Here is a 16,157-nt window from a genome sequence, read left to right on the forward strand (position 1 = left end):
ACAGGGGAATGCCTGAAACCCCCGGAATAGCTAAGCTATCAGGAAGATTCTCGGGCGGGATAGGATTATTTTGGACAATTAAAAAGCCGGCTTGTGGCCGGCTTCTCGGGGACTGGCTTGGATCATTTTTGGTAAACCGCGCCAGCCTTCAAAACGTACACCCGGATCTTGCGTCCGGCTGCGGGACTTGGCGAGAAAATCATCTGCCTTGTCGGTGCGATCTGGGCCGCGGGGCGGGTCGATGCGCAAATGTGGGGCGCAGCATACTGATTTTTTTGGGGAATTCCCAGTCTGGTGTACGGGCGCTAGAGGAATGGCACTTCCGGCCTGCGCTTGTTCAGTGTCGACCACCAGAACACCCAACCCAGGACTCTGATGTTCTGTTCGTCGATTTGCGCGGCTCTGAAGATTTCGTCCGGGTGCTCGGCGCTGTTGTGGCTGCGCATGCGCAACGCGTTGCCAGGGACTCGGTGCAGGTATTTGATTCGTAGCATGCCGTCGTGCTCGATGGCGTAGATCTCGCCATCGACAATTTGCGTGAGTCCGCGATCAATGGCGAGCAATGAGCCGTCTTCGATTTTTTCGGCCATGCTGTTGCCGATCATGCGGGTGCAAATGGCATCCGCGTGGTTGATTTCCAGGGAGTCGAGATCGCTGCGCAGCATGCGTATGGATTGCTCGGGATCTCTGATAACGTGGGTTTTGAGCTCGCCGGGTGTTATCGCCACTTCTTTATAGAAGGGCAGTTCCACGTCATTCGGCTCGATGACTCTGTAGGCGCCGCGCATTGCCTGAGCGTCGAAGGTGTTGCCGGAATCGTCGAGCAAACGCAGTTCCATTGCGTCTTTGGGCCCTTCGCCGATTTTTAGCCACTTGACGTTGACGGACAGTTTTTTTGCGACTTCTTCCATGCGGTAGTGGGGCACTCCGCGGGTATACCAGTTGTGGACATTTTGTGGCTTGGGAATATTCAGGAATTCGGCAAATGCCGTCGTCGTGATATTCGCCTCTTCGAGGAGCATTTTGAATCGTGGACCGCAGGTTTTGTTCTTTTTCATAAACGCGAGTCTACCGGCGTCGCGTAAGGCTTTGGTTCAACGAGGCGTTCAAATTTCGCCAGAATTTTACGACCGGATGTAAGACGCTCCCGGGGAAAATTAAACAAGAAAAACCGAAGCCAACCTAGCCTAAACGGTCGGTTTAGTCAGGCTTTATGAGCGCCCACAAAAAACCCCGGATCAACCGGGGTTTTTCTTGAAGCCTGAAGCTCGCAGCAGTGCTCAGCCTTTGTAGGCAGCAACCGACTTGGTGATCGCTTCGCGGGCGGCGTCTGCACCGGCCCAGCCTTCGATCTTCACCCACTTGCCTTTTTCGAGATCTTTGTAGTTCGCGAAGAAGTGCTCGATCTGCTGGATCAGCAGCGGCGGCAGGTCGGTGTATTCCTTCACATCGACGTACAACTGGGACAGCTTGTCGTGTGGAACCGCGATGACTTTGGCATCGCCGCCGCCGTCGTCGGTCATGTTCAGGATGCCAACTGGACGAGCGCGGATCACCGAGCCTGGCGCAACCGGGTAAGGGGTCACGACCAGCACGTCGAGGGGGTCACCGTCGTCAGCCAGGGTGTTCGGGATGTAACCGTAGTTGGCCGGGTAGAACATTGGGGTGGCCATGAAACGGTCAACGAACAGGCAATCGCTGTCTTTGTCGATTTCGTATTTGATCGGCGCGTGGTTGGCCGGAATCTCGATCGCGACGTAGATGTCGTTCGGCAGGTCTTTGCCAGCCGGAATCTTGCTGTAGCTCATTGGGCGTTGCCCCCGTTAGTTGACCAGAAACACTTGGCCGGATTGACCAAAAAGTGGCGGCGATTATAGGCATATTCCTACGCCGACGCCATGTACCAGAGGTCGTGTAGACCTTAGTCGTGTGCCTGATAGACCGGATCATGCGCCTGAAGTTGCTTCAGTCTCCCGAGCGGGTCCTGACGATAGAAAAGCTGCAACTGCTCATACACCTGCGGGTAAGCCTCATGCAGCAAATCCGGAGCGCTGAAGAAGTATTCGCTGGTGACGGCGAAGAACTCGGCAGGGTTTTCGGCGGCATACGGATCGATTGCGGTCTCGGCGTCCGGATTGCGCTCCAGTTGCCGGTCGAGGTCGTCGTAGGCGTCCTGCATGACGTTGGCCCACTCGCTGATCCGCATGTCGGCGTGCAGCGGTGGCAAGCCGTTGGCATCGCCGTTGAGCATGTCGAGTTTGTGCGCCAGCTCGTGGATGACCAGGTTGTAGCCTTCCCAGCCGCCGCTGGCCATCACGCCCGGCCAGGCGAGGATGATCGGCCCTTGCTGCCAGGCTTCGCCGCTGTGCTCGCCGTCCCATTCGTGTTCGACGCCACTGGCGTCACGATGACGCTGGGGGCTGAGGAAGTCGTCGGGGTAGAGGACGATTTCGTGAAAACCCTGGTACCAGTTCAGGTCACCCAGGTTCATCAAAGGCAGTTGCGCCTGGGCGGCGAGCAGCAGGCGTTCCTCCTGGTGCAATTCGACGCCGGGCAGGGCGGTCAGGTGCTTGTCTTCGAGGAACAGCACGCTGGCCTCTCGCAGCCATTGGTCCTGGGCCGGGGTGATACCGTCGAGAAAGGTCAGATGATGGCGCACCCGCTGCCACATGTCGTCGGCAATCGGGTGTCTGGCCAGGATGCGCCGGCGACGCCAGGCGCTCAGGGACCACATCTAACGTCAGCGCAGGTGAGCTTTGGACGCTGCGTTGCCGAAGCGACTGCGCACGACCCCGATGATCATCGGCACGAGCGACAGCAGGATGATGCCGACGACCAGCAACGACAGGTTCGACTTGATGAACGGAACGTTGCCGAAGAAGTAACCGAGGGTGACCAGGCCACCAACCCAAAGGATCGTGCCAAGTACGCTGAACCCGAAGAACCGCGGGTAAGGCATCCGTGCAACGCCGGCGACGAACGGTGCAAAGGTGCGAATGATGGGCAGGAAGCGCGCCAGGGTCACGGTTTTGCCGCCGTGCTTTTCATAAAAGTCGTGAGTTTGCTGCAGATAGTCGCGGCGGAAGATCTTCGAGTTCGGATTGCTGAACAGGCGTTCGCCGGCCGTTCGTCCGATCACGTAGTTGGTGCTGTCGCCCAGTATCGCCGCCAGCATCAGCAGGCCACCCAGCAGCACCGGGTCCATGCCGCCGCCTGCGGCGACTGCGCCGGCGATGAACAGCAGCGAGTCGCCCGGCAGGAATGGCATCACCACCAGGCCGGTTTCACAGAAGATCACCAGAAACAGAATGGCGTAGATCCATGGCCCGTAATTGGTTACCAGCAAATCGAGGTAAACATCGAGATGCAGGATAAGGTCGAGCGGGTTGAAATCCATGGAAAGCACCTGTGATAACGGTCCGGGTCTGCGGGCCTGTGCGGATGACTTCGCGAAAGCCTACGGAGGGGTGTAGTTTTTCTTACAAGCCGGAAAGGTCGGCATTATACGAGTTGGGAGGTGAAAAGCGCGTCGAGATTGTAGCGGGGCATGTCGAGGGCGCGATGAGCTACCGAGTGACAATTAATAACGTACAACCCTGCGGGAGCGAGCCTGCTCGCGTTGGTCATGAACGATAACGCGGGGAATTTGATACCCCGCGTAGTCCTTGAGTCCATCGCGAGCAGGCTCGCGCCTACAGAATCTTCAACTTACAACTCGTCGCTGATTGGCAACACGTAGTTCTTGAACTCGGTGTCTTCCTTGAACCCGATGGATTCGTAGGTTTTCTGTGCCACTTCGTTGTTGCTGCTGGTGGACACCCGCATGCGCACGGCGTTGGTTTCCTTGGCCATTTTCTTCGCGGTGCGAATCAGGTTATCGGCAACCAACTGGCGGCGTGCGTCTTCGGCGACGTAGATGTCGTTGAGGATCCACACGCGTTTTAGCGAAAGCGATGAGAAGCTTGGGTACAACTGACAGAAGCCCATCAGTTTGTTGTTGTCATCATCGGACAGGGCCAGGTAAATCACCGACTCCTTGCGACGCAGGCGTTTTTCGAGAAACGCCCGGGACGAGTCCGGGTAAGGCAGGGAGCCATAAAACTCGCGATATTTGACGAACAACGGGGTCAGCAGGTCCAGGTGTTCGAGGGTCGCTTGAATAATCCGCATGGTAGGTCTCGTCTTCAAGTGGCTGTCTTCACGTGCTCTGGCGGCAAAGGGTACACACTGGCAGCCGTGGGTCGATCCTGCCTGAAACTGGAACGAATGTGCAATGCGGAAGCGCTTCAGGCATCCGGTGGGCTCAGTAGGAAATTACCTTTCATGTCCGCGCCGGCATCTGACTCCAGCGTCTGAACGTGCGCTTCGTCCTTCAGATTGACCCCGGATAGCTGCCGCCGACAGGCTTCGCGCATCAAATACAGCAAACGATGTGCCGCCATGCCGTAACTCAAGCCTTCCAGGCGCACATTGGAGATGCAATTGCGGTAAGCGTCTGTCAGACCGACCTTTGGATTGTATGTGAAATATAACCCCAGACTGTCCGGCGAGCTCAGGCCAGGGCGCTCGCCGATCAGAATCACCGTCATTTTGGCGCCGAGCAATTCGCCCACTTCATCGGCCACGGCAACGCGCCCCTGTTCCACCAGCACGATCGGGGCGACGGACCAGTTTTCGGCGCGGATCTGTTCCTCCAGCCGTGCCAGAAACGGCAACGTATGGCGATGCACGGCCAAAGCGGACAAACCATCGGCGACCACAATCACCAGATCTACGCCGCCCGGATGGGCCGAAGCGTGATCACGTAAGACGTGTGCCGATGCATCGCTCAGTTTTCGCCCAAGGTCGGGACGTTGCAGATAGCTGTTGCGGTCGATTGCCGCGCTGTGCAGCAAAACACTGTCATGCCCGCGTTCGGCCAGTTGCGAGCGCAGTACGCCGTGGTCAAACGGCAGATGCACCGCATCCCGCGCCTGGGCGTGGGCGTATTGAAAGTCCAGCTGTGCGCGGGTGGGCAGGCTGGTGCCGGTGCGGCCAAGGGCAATGCGCGCGGGTGTCAGGCGTCGCAGTTCCAGCCATGGGTTGTGGGGGTCGTAGGGTGGTTTTTCCATATCAACACTTATCCCAGTTGCGCCAAGGCCTGGCGGAAGGCCGGTGGCAGGCTGTTGCCGAAGAGCACCCGGCCGTCCGCCTGGGTGAAGATGCCCATTTTCGCCAGCCACTGCTCGAACTCCGGCGCTGGCTTGAGCCCCAGGGTCTGCCGGGCATAGAGCGCATCGTGGAACGAGGTGGTCTGGTAATTGAGCATGATGTCGTCGGAACCGGGGATGCCCATGATGAAGTTGATCCCGGCCACGCCCAGCAGGGTCAGCAAGGTGTCCATGTCATCCTGGTCGGCCTCGGCGTGGTTGGTGTAACAGATGTCGCAACCCATCGGCACGCCCAGCAGCTTGCCGCAGAAGTGATCTTCCAGGCCGGCGCGGATGATCTGTTTGCCGTTGTAGAGGTATTCCGGGCCGATAAATCCTACGACAGTGTTCACCAGGAACGGGTTGAAATGTCGCGCTACGGCGTAGGCCCGAGTCTCGCAGGTCTGTTGATCGACGCCATGGTGGGCGTTGGCTGACAACGCGCTGCCTTGGCCCGTTTCGAAATACATCAGGTTCTGCCCAAGGGTGCCGCGATTGAGGCTCAACCCGGCGTCGTAACCTTCCTTGAGCACATTCAGATTGATGCCGAAGCTCGCGTTGGCAGCCTCGGTGCCGGCGATCGACTGGAACACCAGGTCCAGAGGCACGCCGCGATTGACCGCTTCGATCGACGTGGTGACATGGGTCAGCACACAGGCCTGGGTCGGAATTTCGTAGCGCTGGATGATCGCGTCGAGCATTTCCAGCATCGCGCAGATCGAGGCAATGCTGTCGGTGGCCGGGTTGATGCCGATCATGGCGTCGCCGTTACCGTGTAGCAGGCCATCGAGAATGCTCGCGGCAATGCCGGCCGGTTCGTCGGTGGGGTGGTTGGGCTGCAGGCGAGTGGACAGGCGGCCGCGCAGGCCGAGGGTGCCGCGAAATTGCGTGACCACGCGGATTTTCTGCGCCACCAGCACCAGATCCTGCACGCGCATGATCTTCGACACGGCTGCAGCCATTTCCGGGGTCAGGCCGGGGGCGAGGGTGCGCAGGACCTGTTCGTCGGCGGCATCGCTGAGCAGCCAGTCGCGAAAGCCGCCCACGGTGAGGTGGCTGACGAGGGCGAAGGCCTGCTTGTCGTGGGTGTCGATGATCAGGCGGGTGACTTCATCGTCTTCATAGGGAATCAGGACTTCCTGCAGGAAATGGCTCAGCGGAATATCGGCCAACGCCATTTGCGCCGCGACGCGCTCACCATCGTTGAGGGCGGCGACGCCGGCCAGAAAATCCCCGGACCGCGCCGGGCTGGCCTTGGCCATCACGTCCTTGAGGTTGTCAAAACGATAGGTCTGGGCGCCGACGGAATGGGCATATACGGCCATGGGCGGTGTCCTCCAATTCGTTGAGAGCACTGACAATCCCTGTAGGCGCAAGCTCGCGTCCAGAAGGGGCCTCTGTGCACTGTAATAAAGCAGGCATCGGTCCATATTCCGGTGCCGGTGTATTTAAATACTGTCGAGCATAGCGTCCTGTGGTGCCTGCGCGCATTCGGTTGGAAATCCAGATAGCCGGCGCATTTGCGTGTAAAGCGAGTACGCAAGGCGCGTGCCAGAGCCGCCACGCTGTGGGTGGGGTGTGGTTCAAAATGCCATCGCCCGCCAGCCGGCTTCTACAGGTATACGCGGTCTGTAGGAGACGGCTGGCGGGCGATGGCAGTGTCGTGCTTAGAAGAAGCCCAGCGGATTGATGTCGTAGCTCACCAGCAGGTTTTTGGTCTGCTGATAGTGGTCGAGCATCATCTTGTGGGTTTCACGGCCGACGCCGGATTTTTTGTAACCACCAAACGCGGCGTGCGCCGGGTACAGGTGGTAGCAGTTGGTCCACACACGACCGGCCTTGATGGCGCGGCCCATGCGATAGGCGCGGTTGATGTCGCGGGTCCAGAGGCCTGCACCGAGGCCGAACTCGGTGTCGTTGGCGATGGCCAGGGCTTCGGCTTCATCCTTGAAGGTGGTGATGCTCACCACCGGGCCAAAGATTTCTTCCTGGAACACGCGCATTTTGTTGGTGCCCTTGAGCAGGGTCGGCTGGATGTAATAGCCGCTCGCAAGATTGCCCTCGAGCTTTTCCACCTTGCCGCCGGTGAGCAGCTCGGCGCCTTCGCCCTTGGCGATTTCCAGGTACGAAAGAATCTTGTCGAATTGCTGCTCGGAAGCCTGGGCGCCGACCATGGTGTCGGTGTCCAGCGGGTCGCCACGTTTGATCGACAGGACTTTTTTCATGACTTCTTTCATGAAATCGTCGTAGATCGACTCCTGTACCAGCGCACGGGAAGGGCAGGTGCAGACTTCGCCCTGGTTGAAGAACGCCAGCACCAAGCCTTCAGCGGCTTTTTCGATGAAGGACGGTTCGGCCTTCATGATGTCTTCGAAGAAGATGTTCGGCGATTTGCCACCCAGCTCCACGGTGGACGGAATGATGTTTTCGGCCGCGCATTTCATGATGTGCGAGCCGACCGGGGTCGAGCCGGTGAAGGCGATCTTGGCGATGCGTTTGCTGGTGGCCAGGGCTTCGCCGGCTTCTTTGCCGAAACCCTGGACGATGTTCAAAACGCCCGGTGGCAGCAGGTCGCCGATCAGTTCGACCAGCACGGTGATGCCCAGCGGCGTTTGCTCGGCAGGCTTGAGCACCACGCAGTTACCGGCGGCCAGGGCCGGGGCGAGTTTCCAGGCGGCCATCAGGATCGGGAAGTTCCACGGGATGATCTGCCCGACCACGCCCAGCGGTTCATGGATGTGGTAGGCCACGGTGTTGCCGTCGATCTCGGCAGCACTGCCTTCCTGGGCGCGGATGCACCCGGCGAAGTAGCGGAAGTGGTCGGCGGCCAGCGGGATGTCGGCGTTGAGGGTTTCGCGAACGGCTTTGCCGTTGTCCCAGGATTCGGTGATTGCCAGCAGTTCCAGGTTTTGCTCGATGCGGTCGGCGATTTTCAGCAGCACCAGCGAGCGAGCCTGGGCGGACGTGGCGCCCCAGGCATCGGCCGCTGCGTGGGCAGCGTCCAGGGCCTTGTCGATGTCTTCGGCCGTGGAGCGGGGGAATTCGGCAATCGGTTGGCCATTCACTGGCGAGGTATTGGTGAAGTACTGACCTTTGACAGGCGCGACGAACTCGCCGCCGATGTAGTTACCGTATTTGCTCTTGAACGAAACGATAGCGCCTTCAGTACCGGGGTGAGCGTAACGCATGATGTTTTCTCCTTGGCTTTTTGTATTTGTAAGGAAGAGCGCATGTGCGCTTGCTATAAGCGTAGAGCAAAGGTCGGGCCACTGCCCCGCAGCTCAGGCAAATCAAGGCCTTGCGCAATTTTTCTCGGACGGGCGGGTGGCGCCTGTGACGCTTTCGGTACACCCGCTGTGACAGTTTGTACCGCTTGTGGCACATCCTATGACTGACGCGTCTTGCCAGCATTGCAATGCGCGCCCGGCTGGAGGATGCTCGGCGACGGGACGCCATAAGGTGCGTGCCCATTCCTTTAAGGGCGGGCACTGCTTTCGGGGAGAATAATAAGAAATGCACGACAATCATTTGAGTCGCCATGCCCAGCAAGTGTTGACCGTCAAGCAGGGGAAAACCCACCTGCACGGTCCAGGCAGCGATCCGTCCATCGCCCGTTCCTGGCTGCGCTGTCTTGAGGATTATCACCTCGACCCGGCCCTGACCATGGCGCCGACGGTGCTGGAGCATGGGCGCGTCCTCGAAAGCCGCGAGCGCCTGCAGCAAGTGCTGCACATCGCCGGCAATGAAATGACCAGCCTGCATCAGCAACTCTCCGGCGCCGGTCATGCGGTGCTGTTGACCGACGCGCGCGGGGTGATCCTCAATTGCGTGACGGCCCCCACCGAACGGAAGATTTTCGAGCGCGCCGGCCTTTGGCTCGGCGCCGACTGGAGCGAAGCCTGCGAAGGCACCAACGGTATCGGCACCTGCCTGGTGGAGCGCCAGGCGCTGACCATTCATCAGGACGAACACTTCCGTGGTCGTCACACGGGCCTGACCTGTTCGGCGAGCCCGGTGTTCGACCCGCATGGCGAATTGCTGGCCGTGCTCGACGTGTCCTCGGCACGTCACGATGTCTCGCGCCAGAGTCAGTTTCACACCATGGCCCTGGTCAATCTTTCGGCGAAGATGATTGAGAGCTGCTATTTCCTGCGATGTTTCGACAACCAGTGGCTGCTGCGTTTTCATTTGCAGGCCGAGTCCGTCGGGCTGTTCAGCGAAGGGCTGCTGGCGTTTGACGGCGAGGGGCGGATCAGCGCGGTCAACCAGAGCGCCCTGAACCTGCTGGGTGTGGTCCGCGGTGGCTTGCTGGGCAAACCGGTGGAAGCGTTTTTCGACTGCACGCTGGATGAATTGCTCGGCCGCGCGAGCATCAATGCCAGTGCGAGCTGGCCGCTGCGAACCCGTGACGGGCGCCGACTGTTCGCCGTGTTGCGCGGAGAGTCGCGACGCGCACCGTTGCCGCTGGTGCCTGCCCCGGTTATTGAGGACCGGGCCGCGCTGGCGGGTATCTGCCTGAGCGATAGCGCCTTGCAGGCGGACTTTCGCAAGGCCTTGCGAGTCTACGAGCGGGACGTGCCGCTGCTGATCAACGGTGAAACCGGCTCGGGCAAAGAGGCCTTCGCCAAAGCGGTGCATCAGGCTAGCCAACGCGCGGAAAAAGCGTTCGTTGCCCTCAACTGCGCCGCCATTCCTGAAAGCCTGATCGAGAGCGAGTTGTTCGGCTATCGCGGCGGCAGCTTCACCGGCGCACGCAAGGACGGCATGCGCGGAAAGCTGCAGCAGGCCGATGGCGGCACTTTGTTCCTGGACGAAATCGGCGACATGCCCCTGGCTCTGCAGACACGTTTATTGCGGGTGCTGGAAGACCGCCTGGTGGTGCCGATCGGCGGCGAGCCGGAATCGGTCAACGTACGGATCATCAGCGCCACCCACCGCAATCTGCTGGCACGGGTGCAGGACGGCAGCTTTCGCGAGGATTTGTATTACCGGCTCAACGGGCTGGAGGTGGGACTGCCGGCATTGCGTGAACGCAGTGACAAATCACAACTGCTCGACTTTTTACTGGCCGAAGAGGCGCGCGGTGAAACGGTGGTGATTGATGGGCCGGCGCGGGAAGCCTTGCTGGGCTTTGTCTGGCCGGGCAACGTGCGGCAGTTGCGCAATGTGTTGCGCACGTTGGCGGCGTTGTGTGACGACGGGCGGATCGGGTTGGAGGATTTACCGGCGATGATTCGTTCGGCCCGGTCGGCGGTGGCGCAGGTTGTCGAAGAGCCATCGGAGCATCCGCTGGAGGACGCCGAACGGCTGGCGTTGCTCAATGCGCTGGAGCAGACGCGCTGGCATATGACCAATACCGCCGAGCAGCTAGGCGTAAGCCGCAACACCCTCTATCGAAAACTGCGTAAACACGGTATCGCCCGGTAAAGCGCCCTCGCCACACGGATCGCGGTTAATCTCAGCTAAAGAGTGCGAATTTTCCCACCCTAAGCTAACCTGCGGCCATGTTTTACGAGGTCGACTATGCACATTCATATTCTGGGTATCTGCGGCACTTTCATGGGTTCGATGGCGGTTCTGGCCAAAGAGCTGGGCCATCACGTGACCGGCTCCGATGCCAACGTCTATCCGCCGATGAGCACGCAGCTTGAGGCTCAAGGCATCGAGTTGACCCAAGGTTACGACCCGTCGCAGCTCGACCCGGCCCCTGACCTGGTGGTGATCGGCAATGCCATGTCCCGTGGCAATCCGGCGGTTGAATACGTACTGAACAAAGGCCTGCCTTACGTCTCCGGCCCACAATGGCTGGCCGATCACGTGCTGCAAGGTCGCTGGGTGCTGGCGGTTGCCGGTACCCACGGCAAAACCACCACCAGCAGCATGCTTGCCTGGGTGCTGGAGCACGCGGGCATGAGCCCGGGCTTCCTGATCGGCGGTGTGCCGCAGAACTTCTCGGTGTCGGCGCGTCTGGGCGATACGCCGTTCTTCGTCATCGAAGCCGATGAATACGACAGTGCCTTCTTCGACAAGCGTTCCAAGTTCGTTCACTACCGTCCGCGCACGGCAATCCTGAATAACCTGGAATTCGACCACGCCGATATTTTCCCCGATCTGCCGGCCATCGAACGCCAGTTCCACCATTTGGTGCGGACCATTCCGAGCGAAGGCCTGGTGATCCATCCGACCACTGAGCCGGCCTTGCAACGCGTCATCGACATGGGTTGCTGGACCCCGGTGCAAACCACCGGTGCGGGCGGGCAGTGGCAGGTCAAGTTGCACAGCGAAGACGGCTCGAAGTTTGAAGTGATGTTCGAAGGCGTTTCCCAAGGCGTGGTGGAGTGGGACATGACCGGCCAGCACAATGTCGCCAACGCGCTGGCCACCTTGGCTGCCGCGCGTCACGTGGGTGTGGTGCCGTCCATGGGCATCGCCGCGTTGAGCGCTTTCAAAAGCGTGAAGCGGCGGATGGAAAAAGTCGCGGAAGTCCGTGGCATCACCATTTATGACGACTTCGCGCATCACCCGACCGCAATCGCGACGACACTGGACGGCCTGCGCAAACGCATCGGTGACGCCCCGTTGATCGCGATCATCGAGCCGCGCTCCAACTCGATGAAGCTCGGCGCGCACCGAGACGGCTTGCCGGAAAGTGTGGTCGATGCCGATCAGGTGATCTGGTACGCACCGGCCAACCTGGGCTGGGACCTGGCCGGCACCGCGGCGCTGTGCACCGTGCCATCGATCGTCAGCGATTCGCTGGAAGGCATCATCGAACGCGTGAAGAGCCAGGCCCAGCCCGGCACTCATGTGGTGATCATGAGTAACGGCGGCTTCGGTGGCCTGCACGGCAAACTCGCCGAGGCGCTGAAATGAATAACGGTCCGGACCGCATCACGCTGGCAATGACGGGAGCTTCTGGCGCTCAATACGGCTTGCGTCTGCTCGACTGCCTGGTGCGCGAAGACCGCGAAGTGCACTTCCTGATTTCCAAGGCGGCGCAGTTGGTGATGGCCACCGAGACTGACGTGACACTGCCGGCCAAGCCACAGATGATGCAGGCCTTTCTCACCGAATACACCGGCGCTCAGGCCGGGCAGATTCGCGTGTACGGCAAGGAAGACTGGATGTCGCCAGTGGCTTCGGGCTCCGGCGCTCCGGCGGCGATGGTGGTGGTGCCGTGCTCGACGGGCACCTTGTCGGCCATCGCCACCGGCGCCTGCAACAACCTGATCGAACGCGCTGCCGACGTAACGCTCAAGGAGCGTCGTCAGCTGATTCTGGTGCCCCGTGAAGCGCCGTATTCAAGCATTCACCTGGAGCACATGCTCAAGTTGTCGAACATGGGCGTGACGATTCTGCCGGCCTCGCCGGGCTTTTATCATCAGCCGCAAACCATCGACGACCTCATCGATTTCGTCGTGGCGCGAATCCTGAACCTGCTGAACATTCCCCAGGACATGCTGCCTCGTTGGGGCGAACACCATCTGACCAGCGATGAATAAGCTGTTAGTTGTTGTGCTGGCATTGCAGCTGGCCGGATGCGCCACGGCGCGCACGCTGGATGCGGCGAAGCCAGGCGCGCCGGTGGTGTATGCCGGAACGCGGCTGGATTTGTATGCGATCAATGGCGGCTGCTGTGCGATGGATCGATTCGGCGCTGAGGCACCGAGCTATCCGGGTGTGGATCTGCCGGCCAGTGCGTTGCTCGACACGCTGCTGTTGCCGCTGTCGTTGTTGACGGTGATCGGTGTGAGTTTTCAGGCGACGGGCGGGCTGTAGGGCGGACCTGGCTTTTGTGGCGAGGGCGCTTGCTCTCGCTGGACTGCGCAGCAGGCCCTCATTGGGGCGGCTTCGCCACCCAGCGAGAGCAAGCGCCCTCGCCACAAGGCTCGTCGATTATTTGCCCAGCTTCCTCAATTCATCCGACTCGACAATACGCACCCCATCCTGCTCCTCCAGCGCCAGGCGCCACATCGCTCGGGCCAGTTGGCAGGCTTCGATGCCATGGTATTTGCCGGGGATCAGTCGAGACAGCGGACCGGCGACTTTCTCGGCCAGGCGCGGTTCGAGCCGCTCGCCCAATAGCAGTGATGGTCGGCAAATGGTCAGTTGCGGCCAGTCCTGCGCGCGCAATGCGTGCTCCATCTCGCCTTTGACTTTGTTGTAGAAAATCGAGGATCTTCGATCGGCGCCCAGGGCACTGATGACGATCAGGTGTCGTGCGCCCATCTCCCGCGCACGTTTGCCGAAGGCCACGACCATGTCCAGATCCACGGCGCGAAACGCCTCTTCGGAACCGGCCTGCTTGATGGTGGTGCCCAGGCAGCAGTAGGCGATATCGACCCGGCCATTCAGCTGCGGCAGGAACACCGCCGGGTCGCCGACCGGGTTTTCAAGGTGCGGATGCTTGGCCAACGGCCGGCGCGAGGGGGCCAATACTCGCGATATCGTAGGCTCGTTGAGCAAGCGGTCCAGTAGATGTTCACCGGTCAAACCGGTGGCTCCGGCAAGCAGCACATGCTGAGGCGTCAAGTACATAGTGTTTCTCCCTTGATACTGATCAGCTTAGTTGTTCTTTGCGTCCTTGTTGTCAATGGAGACACTTTGCAGTGCTTTTCGTGCCTGTTGTTTACGCAAAAGCTGCCAGTGTGAGAGGACGGTTTTCGGTGCCCAGATCTGCGGCTCGGAGGCTTCGAAGTTGTCGGCCAGCTCCCGCTCGGCGACGGTGGCCTTGGCCAGCTTGAAGGCTTGCTCCAGGTCGTCGGTCTGGTTCAATGCCTGGGCGAACAGGGCATCGCCGAAGTAGGTGAAATTGGCTTCCTCAGAGCAGCCGAACGACACGCGGTCGGCCCGCGATGCGGTCATGATCAGGGTGCGCTCGTCCTTGAGGGCGGGGATGAAGCCGCCGGAGTAGCAGGTCGAGATCACGACGATCTTGTCACGGTTCTTCAGCGGGGCGAGGACGGCCGCCAGTTCATCCGCCGGCAGATCGGCCAGCTCCATGCGCGGCTGGTCGAGTATCAATTCGTGTTCGCTGGTGCCGTGGCTGGTCAGGTAGATGAAGACCAGGTCTTCCGGGCCGCTGCGTTCGGCCAGGGCAAGCGCGGCGCGGCGCAGGTTTTCCCGGGTGGCCATCGGCCGGTCGCTGAGGTGGTCGCGATGGTTGACCAGGCGGATCTGGCCAAAGGCGCCGAATCGACTGGTGAGCATGTTGGCGACATAGTCGGATTCGCGCAGGAATACACTCTGCTTGCCGTCGCCGCCAAGGGTCAGGGTGTACAGCTCTATCGCCGGCGTCGAGGCCGGTACGTTGCCCAGTGCTTCTTCAAGCAGGCGCCCCTGGGCCAGCAGGCCGAGTTCGAGGGGGGCCGGCAGCAACTTGCCATCGGCATCGCGCACGCGCTGGCCGTTGACCCATGTGCCGCTGAGCACCGAGCCATCGGTCAGCACCAGAGTGCCGCGCCCCTGATAGCTGTCGCTGTCGAACTGGCCGACGTAGAAACTGCCGTCGGCCAGGTTCAGTCGGCCCTGACCGCTGAAGCGCCAGTCGTTGAAGAGGCCGATGTAATGACTGCCGTCTGCGCCGATCAACTCGCCTTTGCCGTTGAGCGAGCCTTCCTTGAATTGACCCAGCCAGACGTCGCCATCGGCGTTTTCGTAGCGACCTTTGCCGTGCAATTGATTGTTCTTGAAACCGCCGACGTAGATATCGCCGTCGGCACTGTTGAATGTTCCTTTGCCTTCCAGCTGACCGTCGACGAAGTGCCCGGTGTATTGGTTGCCGCTTGCGTCGCTGCGCTGGCCTTCGCCGTTGGGTTTGCCGTGGGCGAACTGGCCTTGATAGGCGCTGCCGTCTTCAAGCTCGAGACGGCCGAGCCCGGAAAACTGATCGGCCTTGAACTCGCCGCGGTAGGTCATGCCGTTTTCTTTGAGGGTGCCTTCACCATCGCGCCGACCGAGTTTGAAGCCGCCGTTGTAACTGCTGCCGTTGGTCGTCAGTGTGCCTTGACCGTCGAACAAGCCCTGATTGAATTGCCCGCGAAAGACCTCGCCATTGCTGCCGTGCCATTCACCCTGGCCGTGCCATTGGCCCTTGTCGAATTCGCCCGCGTACCAGCTACCGTTCGGGTAATCGATGCGGCCCTGGCCTTGCAGCAAGCCATTGACCATGTCGCCGCGATAGCGTCCGCCGTCCGGCAGGCGGGCGTCAGGTGGCAGCAGCGATTCGCCGTCACCGCAAGCGGTGAGCATCAGGGTCAAGGCAATGAGTGCAAGTGAGCGCATAGCGGGTTCCGGGCAATTAGGCGACCGAGTATGCCGCAGCTATGTGTCCTTATACAGTCGATACAGAGGCGGGAAGCGCGAAACAGCGGGAGCTGCTTCGCATCCCTCAAGATTTATACGAAGCAGAGTGACAGCGGTTCGGCGATGTACGCCGGTTTGTCCGAGCCTTCGATTTCCAGCGTGGCGGTGGCCTTGAGCAGCCATTGGCCGGGTTTTTTCTCGGTGACTTCGGTCAGGTCGACCTTGAGGCGCACTTTCGAATTGACCTTGACCGGTTGAATGAAACGCACGCTGTCCAGGCCATAGTTGACCACCATTTTCAGGCCTTCAGGCAGGACGAGAATGTCTTCCATCAGTTTTGGAATCAGCGACAGGGACAGGAAACCGTGGGCTATGGTGCTGCCAAAGGGCGTTTGCGCGGCTTTGATCGGGTCGACATGGATGAACTGATAATCCCCGGTGGCTTCGGCGAACAGGTTGATACGCTCCTGATCGATGGTGAGCCATTCGGAACGTCCAAGTTCCTTGCCGACATAATCATTGAGCTCTGCAACTGGAACATAGGGCATTGAGACTCTCCTTGGGTTCATCGGTTTTATAGTTTTAAGGTGCGGGATTCGACTTCCCGGATTACCACTTTAGATCAACATGGCAATTCGCTCCGGTCAACCGACCATGCTTTTG

Annotated in this window: 15 protein-coding genes; 4 read left to right on the top strand and 11 right to left on the bottom strand. The window is 60.2% G+C overall.

The features are described 5' to 3' along the window. Positions 1 to 305: 305 nt before the first annotated feature. From BVK86_RS25635 to exaC, 8 genes are all read right to left on the bottom strand, one after another. Entirely contained in the window at positions 306 to 1,058 is a 753-nt protein-coding gene (locus tag BVK86_RS25635) for a LexA family transcriptional regulator (RefSeq protein WP_075949041.1), read from the bottom strand. Between the two features lie 222 nt (positions 1,059 to 1,280). Further along, positions 1,281 to 1,808: an inorganic diphosphatase gene (gene ppa / locus BVK86_RS25640; RefSeq protein WP_003205933.1), complete on the bottom strand. Its 528-nt coding sequence runs from the start codon at positions 1,806 to 1,808 to the stop codon at positions 1,281 to 1,283. 113 nt (positions 1,809 to 1,921) lie between these two features. Then, on the bottom strand, positions 1,922 to 2,734 hold the full coding sequence (locus BVK86_RS25645; protein WP_075949042.1) for a M90 family metallopeptidase: 813 nt from the start codon (positions 2,732 to 2,734) through the stop codon (positions 1,922 to 1,924). A 6-nt stretch (positions 2,735 to 2,740) separates the two neighbouring features. Next, positions 2,741 to 3,397, bottom strand: a complete 657-nt coding sequence (locus BVK86_RS25650; RefSeq protein ID WP_075949043.1) for a DedA family protein — start codon at positions 3,395 to 3,397, stop codon at positions 2,741 to 2,743. A 311-nt stretch (positions 3,398 to 3,708) separates the two neighbouring features. Beyond that, on the bottom strand, positions 3,709 to 4,170 hold the full coding sequence (locus BVK86_RS25655) for a GNAT family N-acetyltransferase (RefSeq protein ID WP_034148104.1): 462 nt from the start codon (positions 4,168 to 4,170) through the stop codon (positions 3,709 to 3,711). Positions 4,171 to 4,286: 116 nt separating this feature from the next. After that, entirely contained in the window at positions 4,287 to 5,111 is an 825-nt protein-coding gene (eutC, locus tag BVK86_RS25660) for an ethanolamine ammonia-lyase subunit EutC (protein WP_075949044.1), read from the bottom strand. A gap of 8 nt (positions 5,112 to 5,119) precedes the next feature. Further along, positions 5,120 to 6,514 (bottom strand): ethanolamine ammonia-lyase subunit EutB, encoded by a 1,395-nt coding sequence (locus BVK86_RS25665; protein WP_075949045.1) that lies wholly within the window; start codon positions 6,512 to 6,514, stop codon positions 5,120 to 5,122. Positions 6,515 to 6,856: 342 nt separating this feature from the next. Beyond that, positions 6,857 to 8,377: an acetaldehyde dehydrogenase ExaC gene (exaC, locus tag BVK86_RS25670; protein ID WP_075949046.1), complete on the bottom strand. Its 1,521-nt coding sequence runs from the start codon at positions 8,375 to 8,377 to the stop codon at positions 6,857 to 6,859. A gap of 325 nt (positions 8,378 to 8,702) precedes the next feature. Here exaC and BVK86_RS25675 point away from each other — a divergent pair, with 325 nt between their 5' ends. From BVK86_RS25675 to BVK86_RS25690, 4 genes are all read left to right on the top strand, one after another. After that, a complete protein-coding gene (locus BVK86_RS25675) occupies positions 8,703 to 10,616 on the top strand; it encodes a sigma-54-dependent Fis family transcriptional regulator (protein WP_075949047.1) in 1,914 nt (637 codons plus the stop codon). A 96-nt stretch (positions 10,617 to 10,712) separates the two neighbouring features. Then, positions 10,713 to 12,062: a UDP-N-acetylmuramate:L-alanyl-gamma-D-glutamyl-meso-diaminopimelate ligase gene (mpl, locus tag BVK86_RS25680; RefSeq protein ID WP_075949048.1), complete on the top strand. Its 1,350-nt coding sequence runs from the start codon at positions 10,713 to 10,715 to the stop codon at positions 12,060 to 12,062. Then, positions 12,059 to 12,691 carry a flavin prenyltransferase UbiX gene (gene ubiX, locus BVK86_RS25685; protein WP_075949049.1) on the top strand — a complete coding sequence of 211 codons (633 nt, stop codon included), beginning with the start codon at positions 12,059 to 12,061 and terminating at the stop codon, positions 12,689 to 12,691. The genes mpl and ubiX overlap by 4 nt, the downstream gene beginning before the upstream one ends. Further along, positions 12,684 to 12,968 (top strand): YceK/YidQ family lipoprotein, encoded by a 285-nt coding sequence (locus BVK86_RS25690; protein ID WP_075949050.1) that lies wholly within the window; start codon positions 12,684 to 12,686, stop codon positions 12,966 to 12,968. Before ubiX ends, BVK86_RS25690 begins: the two co-directional genes overlap by 8 nt. Before the next feature lie 117 nt (positions 12,969 to 13,085). Here the strand turns inward: BVK86_RS25690 and BVK86_RS25695 are convergent, their stop codons facing one another. From BVK86_RS25695 to BVK86_RS25705, 3 genes are all read right to left on the bottom strand, one after another. Further along, positions 13,086 to 13,727 carry an oxidoreductase gene (locus BVK86_RS25695; RefSeq protein WP_075949051.1) on the bottom strand — a complete coding sequence of 214 codons (642 nt, stop codon included), beginning with the start codon at positions 13,725 to 13,727 and terminating at the stop codon, positions 13,086 to 13,088. Positions 13,728 to 13,754: 27 nt separating this feature from the next. Beyond that, positions 13,755 to 15,473 carry a C13 family peptidase gene (locus tag BVK86_RS25700; protein ID WP_075949052.1) on the bottom strand — a complete coding sequence of 573 codons (1,719 nt, stop codon included), beginning with the start codon at positions 15,471 to 15,473 and terminating at the stop codon, positions 13,755 to 13,757. A gap of 113 nt (positions 15,474 to 15,586) precedes the next feature. Beyond that, complete coding sequence (locus BVK86_RS25705) at positions 15,587 to 16,042, bottom strand: MaoC family dehydratase (protein ID WP_075949053.1); 456 nt, start codon at positions 16,040 to 16,042, stop codon at positions 15,587 to 15,589. Between the last annotated feature and the right edge of the window lie 115 nt (positions 16,043 to 16,157).

The organism is Pseudomonas reinekei, assembly GCF_001945365.1.
GTDB lineage: Bacteria > Pseudomonadota > Gammaproteobacteria > Pseudomonadales > Pseudomonadaceae > Aquipseudomonas > Aquipseudomonas reinekei.

Bases quoted from the DNA above. Each gene is read 5' to 3' on its own strand.
- mpl (WP_075949048.1), top strand. From the start codon at position 10,713: ATGCACATTCATATTCTGGGTATCTGCGGCACTTTCATGGGTTCGATG.
- BVK86_RS25665 (WP_075949045.1), bottom strand. From the start codon at position 6,514: ATGGCCGTATATGCCCATTCCGTCGGCGCCCAGACCTATCGTTTTGAC.
- ppa (WP_003205933.1), bottom strand. From the start codon at position 1,808: ATGAGCTACAGCAAGATTCCGGCTGGCAAAGACCTGCCGAACGACATC.
- ubiX (WP_075949049.1), top strand. From the start codon at position 12,059: ATGAATAACGGTCCGGACCGCATCACGCTGGCAATGACGGGAGCTTCT.
- BVK86_RS25705 (WP_075949053.1), bottom strand. From the start codon at position 16,042: ATGCCCTATGTTCCAGTTGCAGAGCTCAATGATTATGTCGGCAAGGAA.
- BVK86_RS25695 (WP_075949051.1), bottom strand. From the start codon at position 13,727: ATGTACTTGACGCCTCAGCATGTGCTGCTTGCCGGAGCCACCGGTTTG.
- BVK86_RS25650 (WP_075949043.1), bottom strand. From the start codon at position 3,397: ATGGATTTCAACCCGCTCGACCTTATCCTGCATCTCGATGTTTACCTC.
- BVK86_RS25635 (WP_075949041.1), bottom strand. From the start codon at position 1,058: ATGAAAAAGAACAAAACCTGCGGTCCACGATTCAAAATGCTCCTCGAA.
- BVK86_RS25675 (WP_075949047.1), top strand. From the start codon at position 8,703: ATGCACGACAATCATTTGAGTCGCCATGCCCAGCAAGTGTTGACCGTC.
- BVK86_RS25645 (WP_075949042.1), bottom strand. From the start codon at position 2,734: ATGTGGTCCCTGAGCGCCTGGCGTCGCCGGCGCATCCTGGCCAGACAC.
- BVK86_RS25690 (WP_075949050.1), top strand. From the start codon at position 12,684: ATGAATAAGCTGTTAGTTGTTGTGCTGGCATTGCAGCTGGCCGGATGC.
- BVK86_RS25700 (WP_075949052.1), bottom strand. From the start codon at position 15,473: ATGCGCTCACTTGCACTCATTGCCTTGACCCTGATGCTCACCGCTTGC.
- eutC (WP_075949044.1), bottom strand. From the start codon at position 5,111: ATGGAAAAACCACCCTACGACCCCCACAACCCATGGCTGGAACTGCGA.
- exaC (WP_075949046.1), bottom strand. From the start codon at position 8,377: ATGCGTTACGCTCACCCCGGTACTGAAGGCGCTATCGTTTCGTTCAAG.
- BVK86_RS25655 (WP_034148104.1), bottom strand. From the start codon at position 4,170: ATGCGGATTATTCAAGCGACCCTCGAACACCTGGACCTGCTGACCCCG.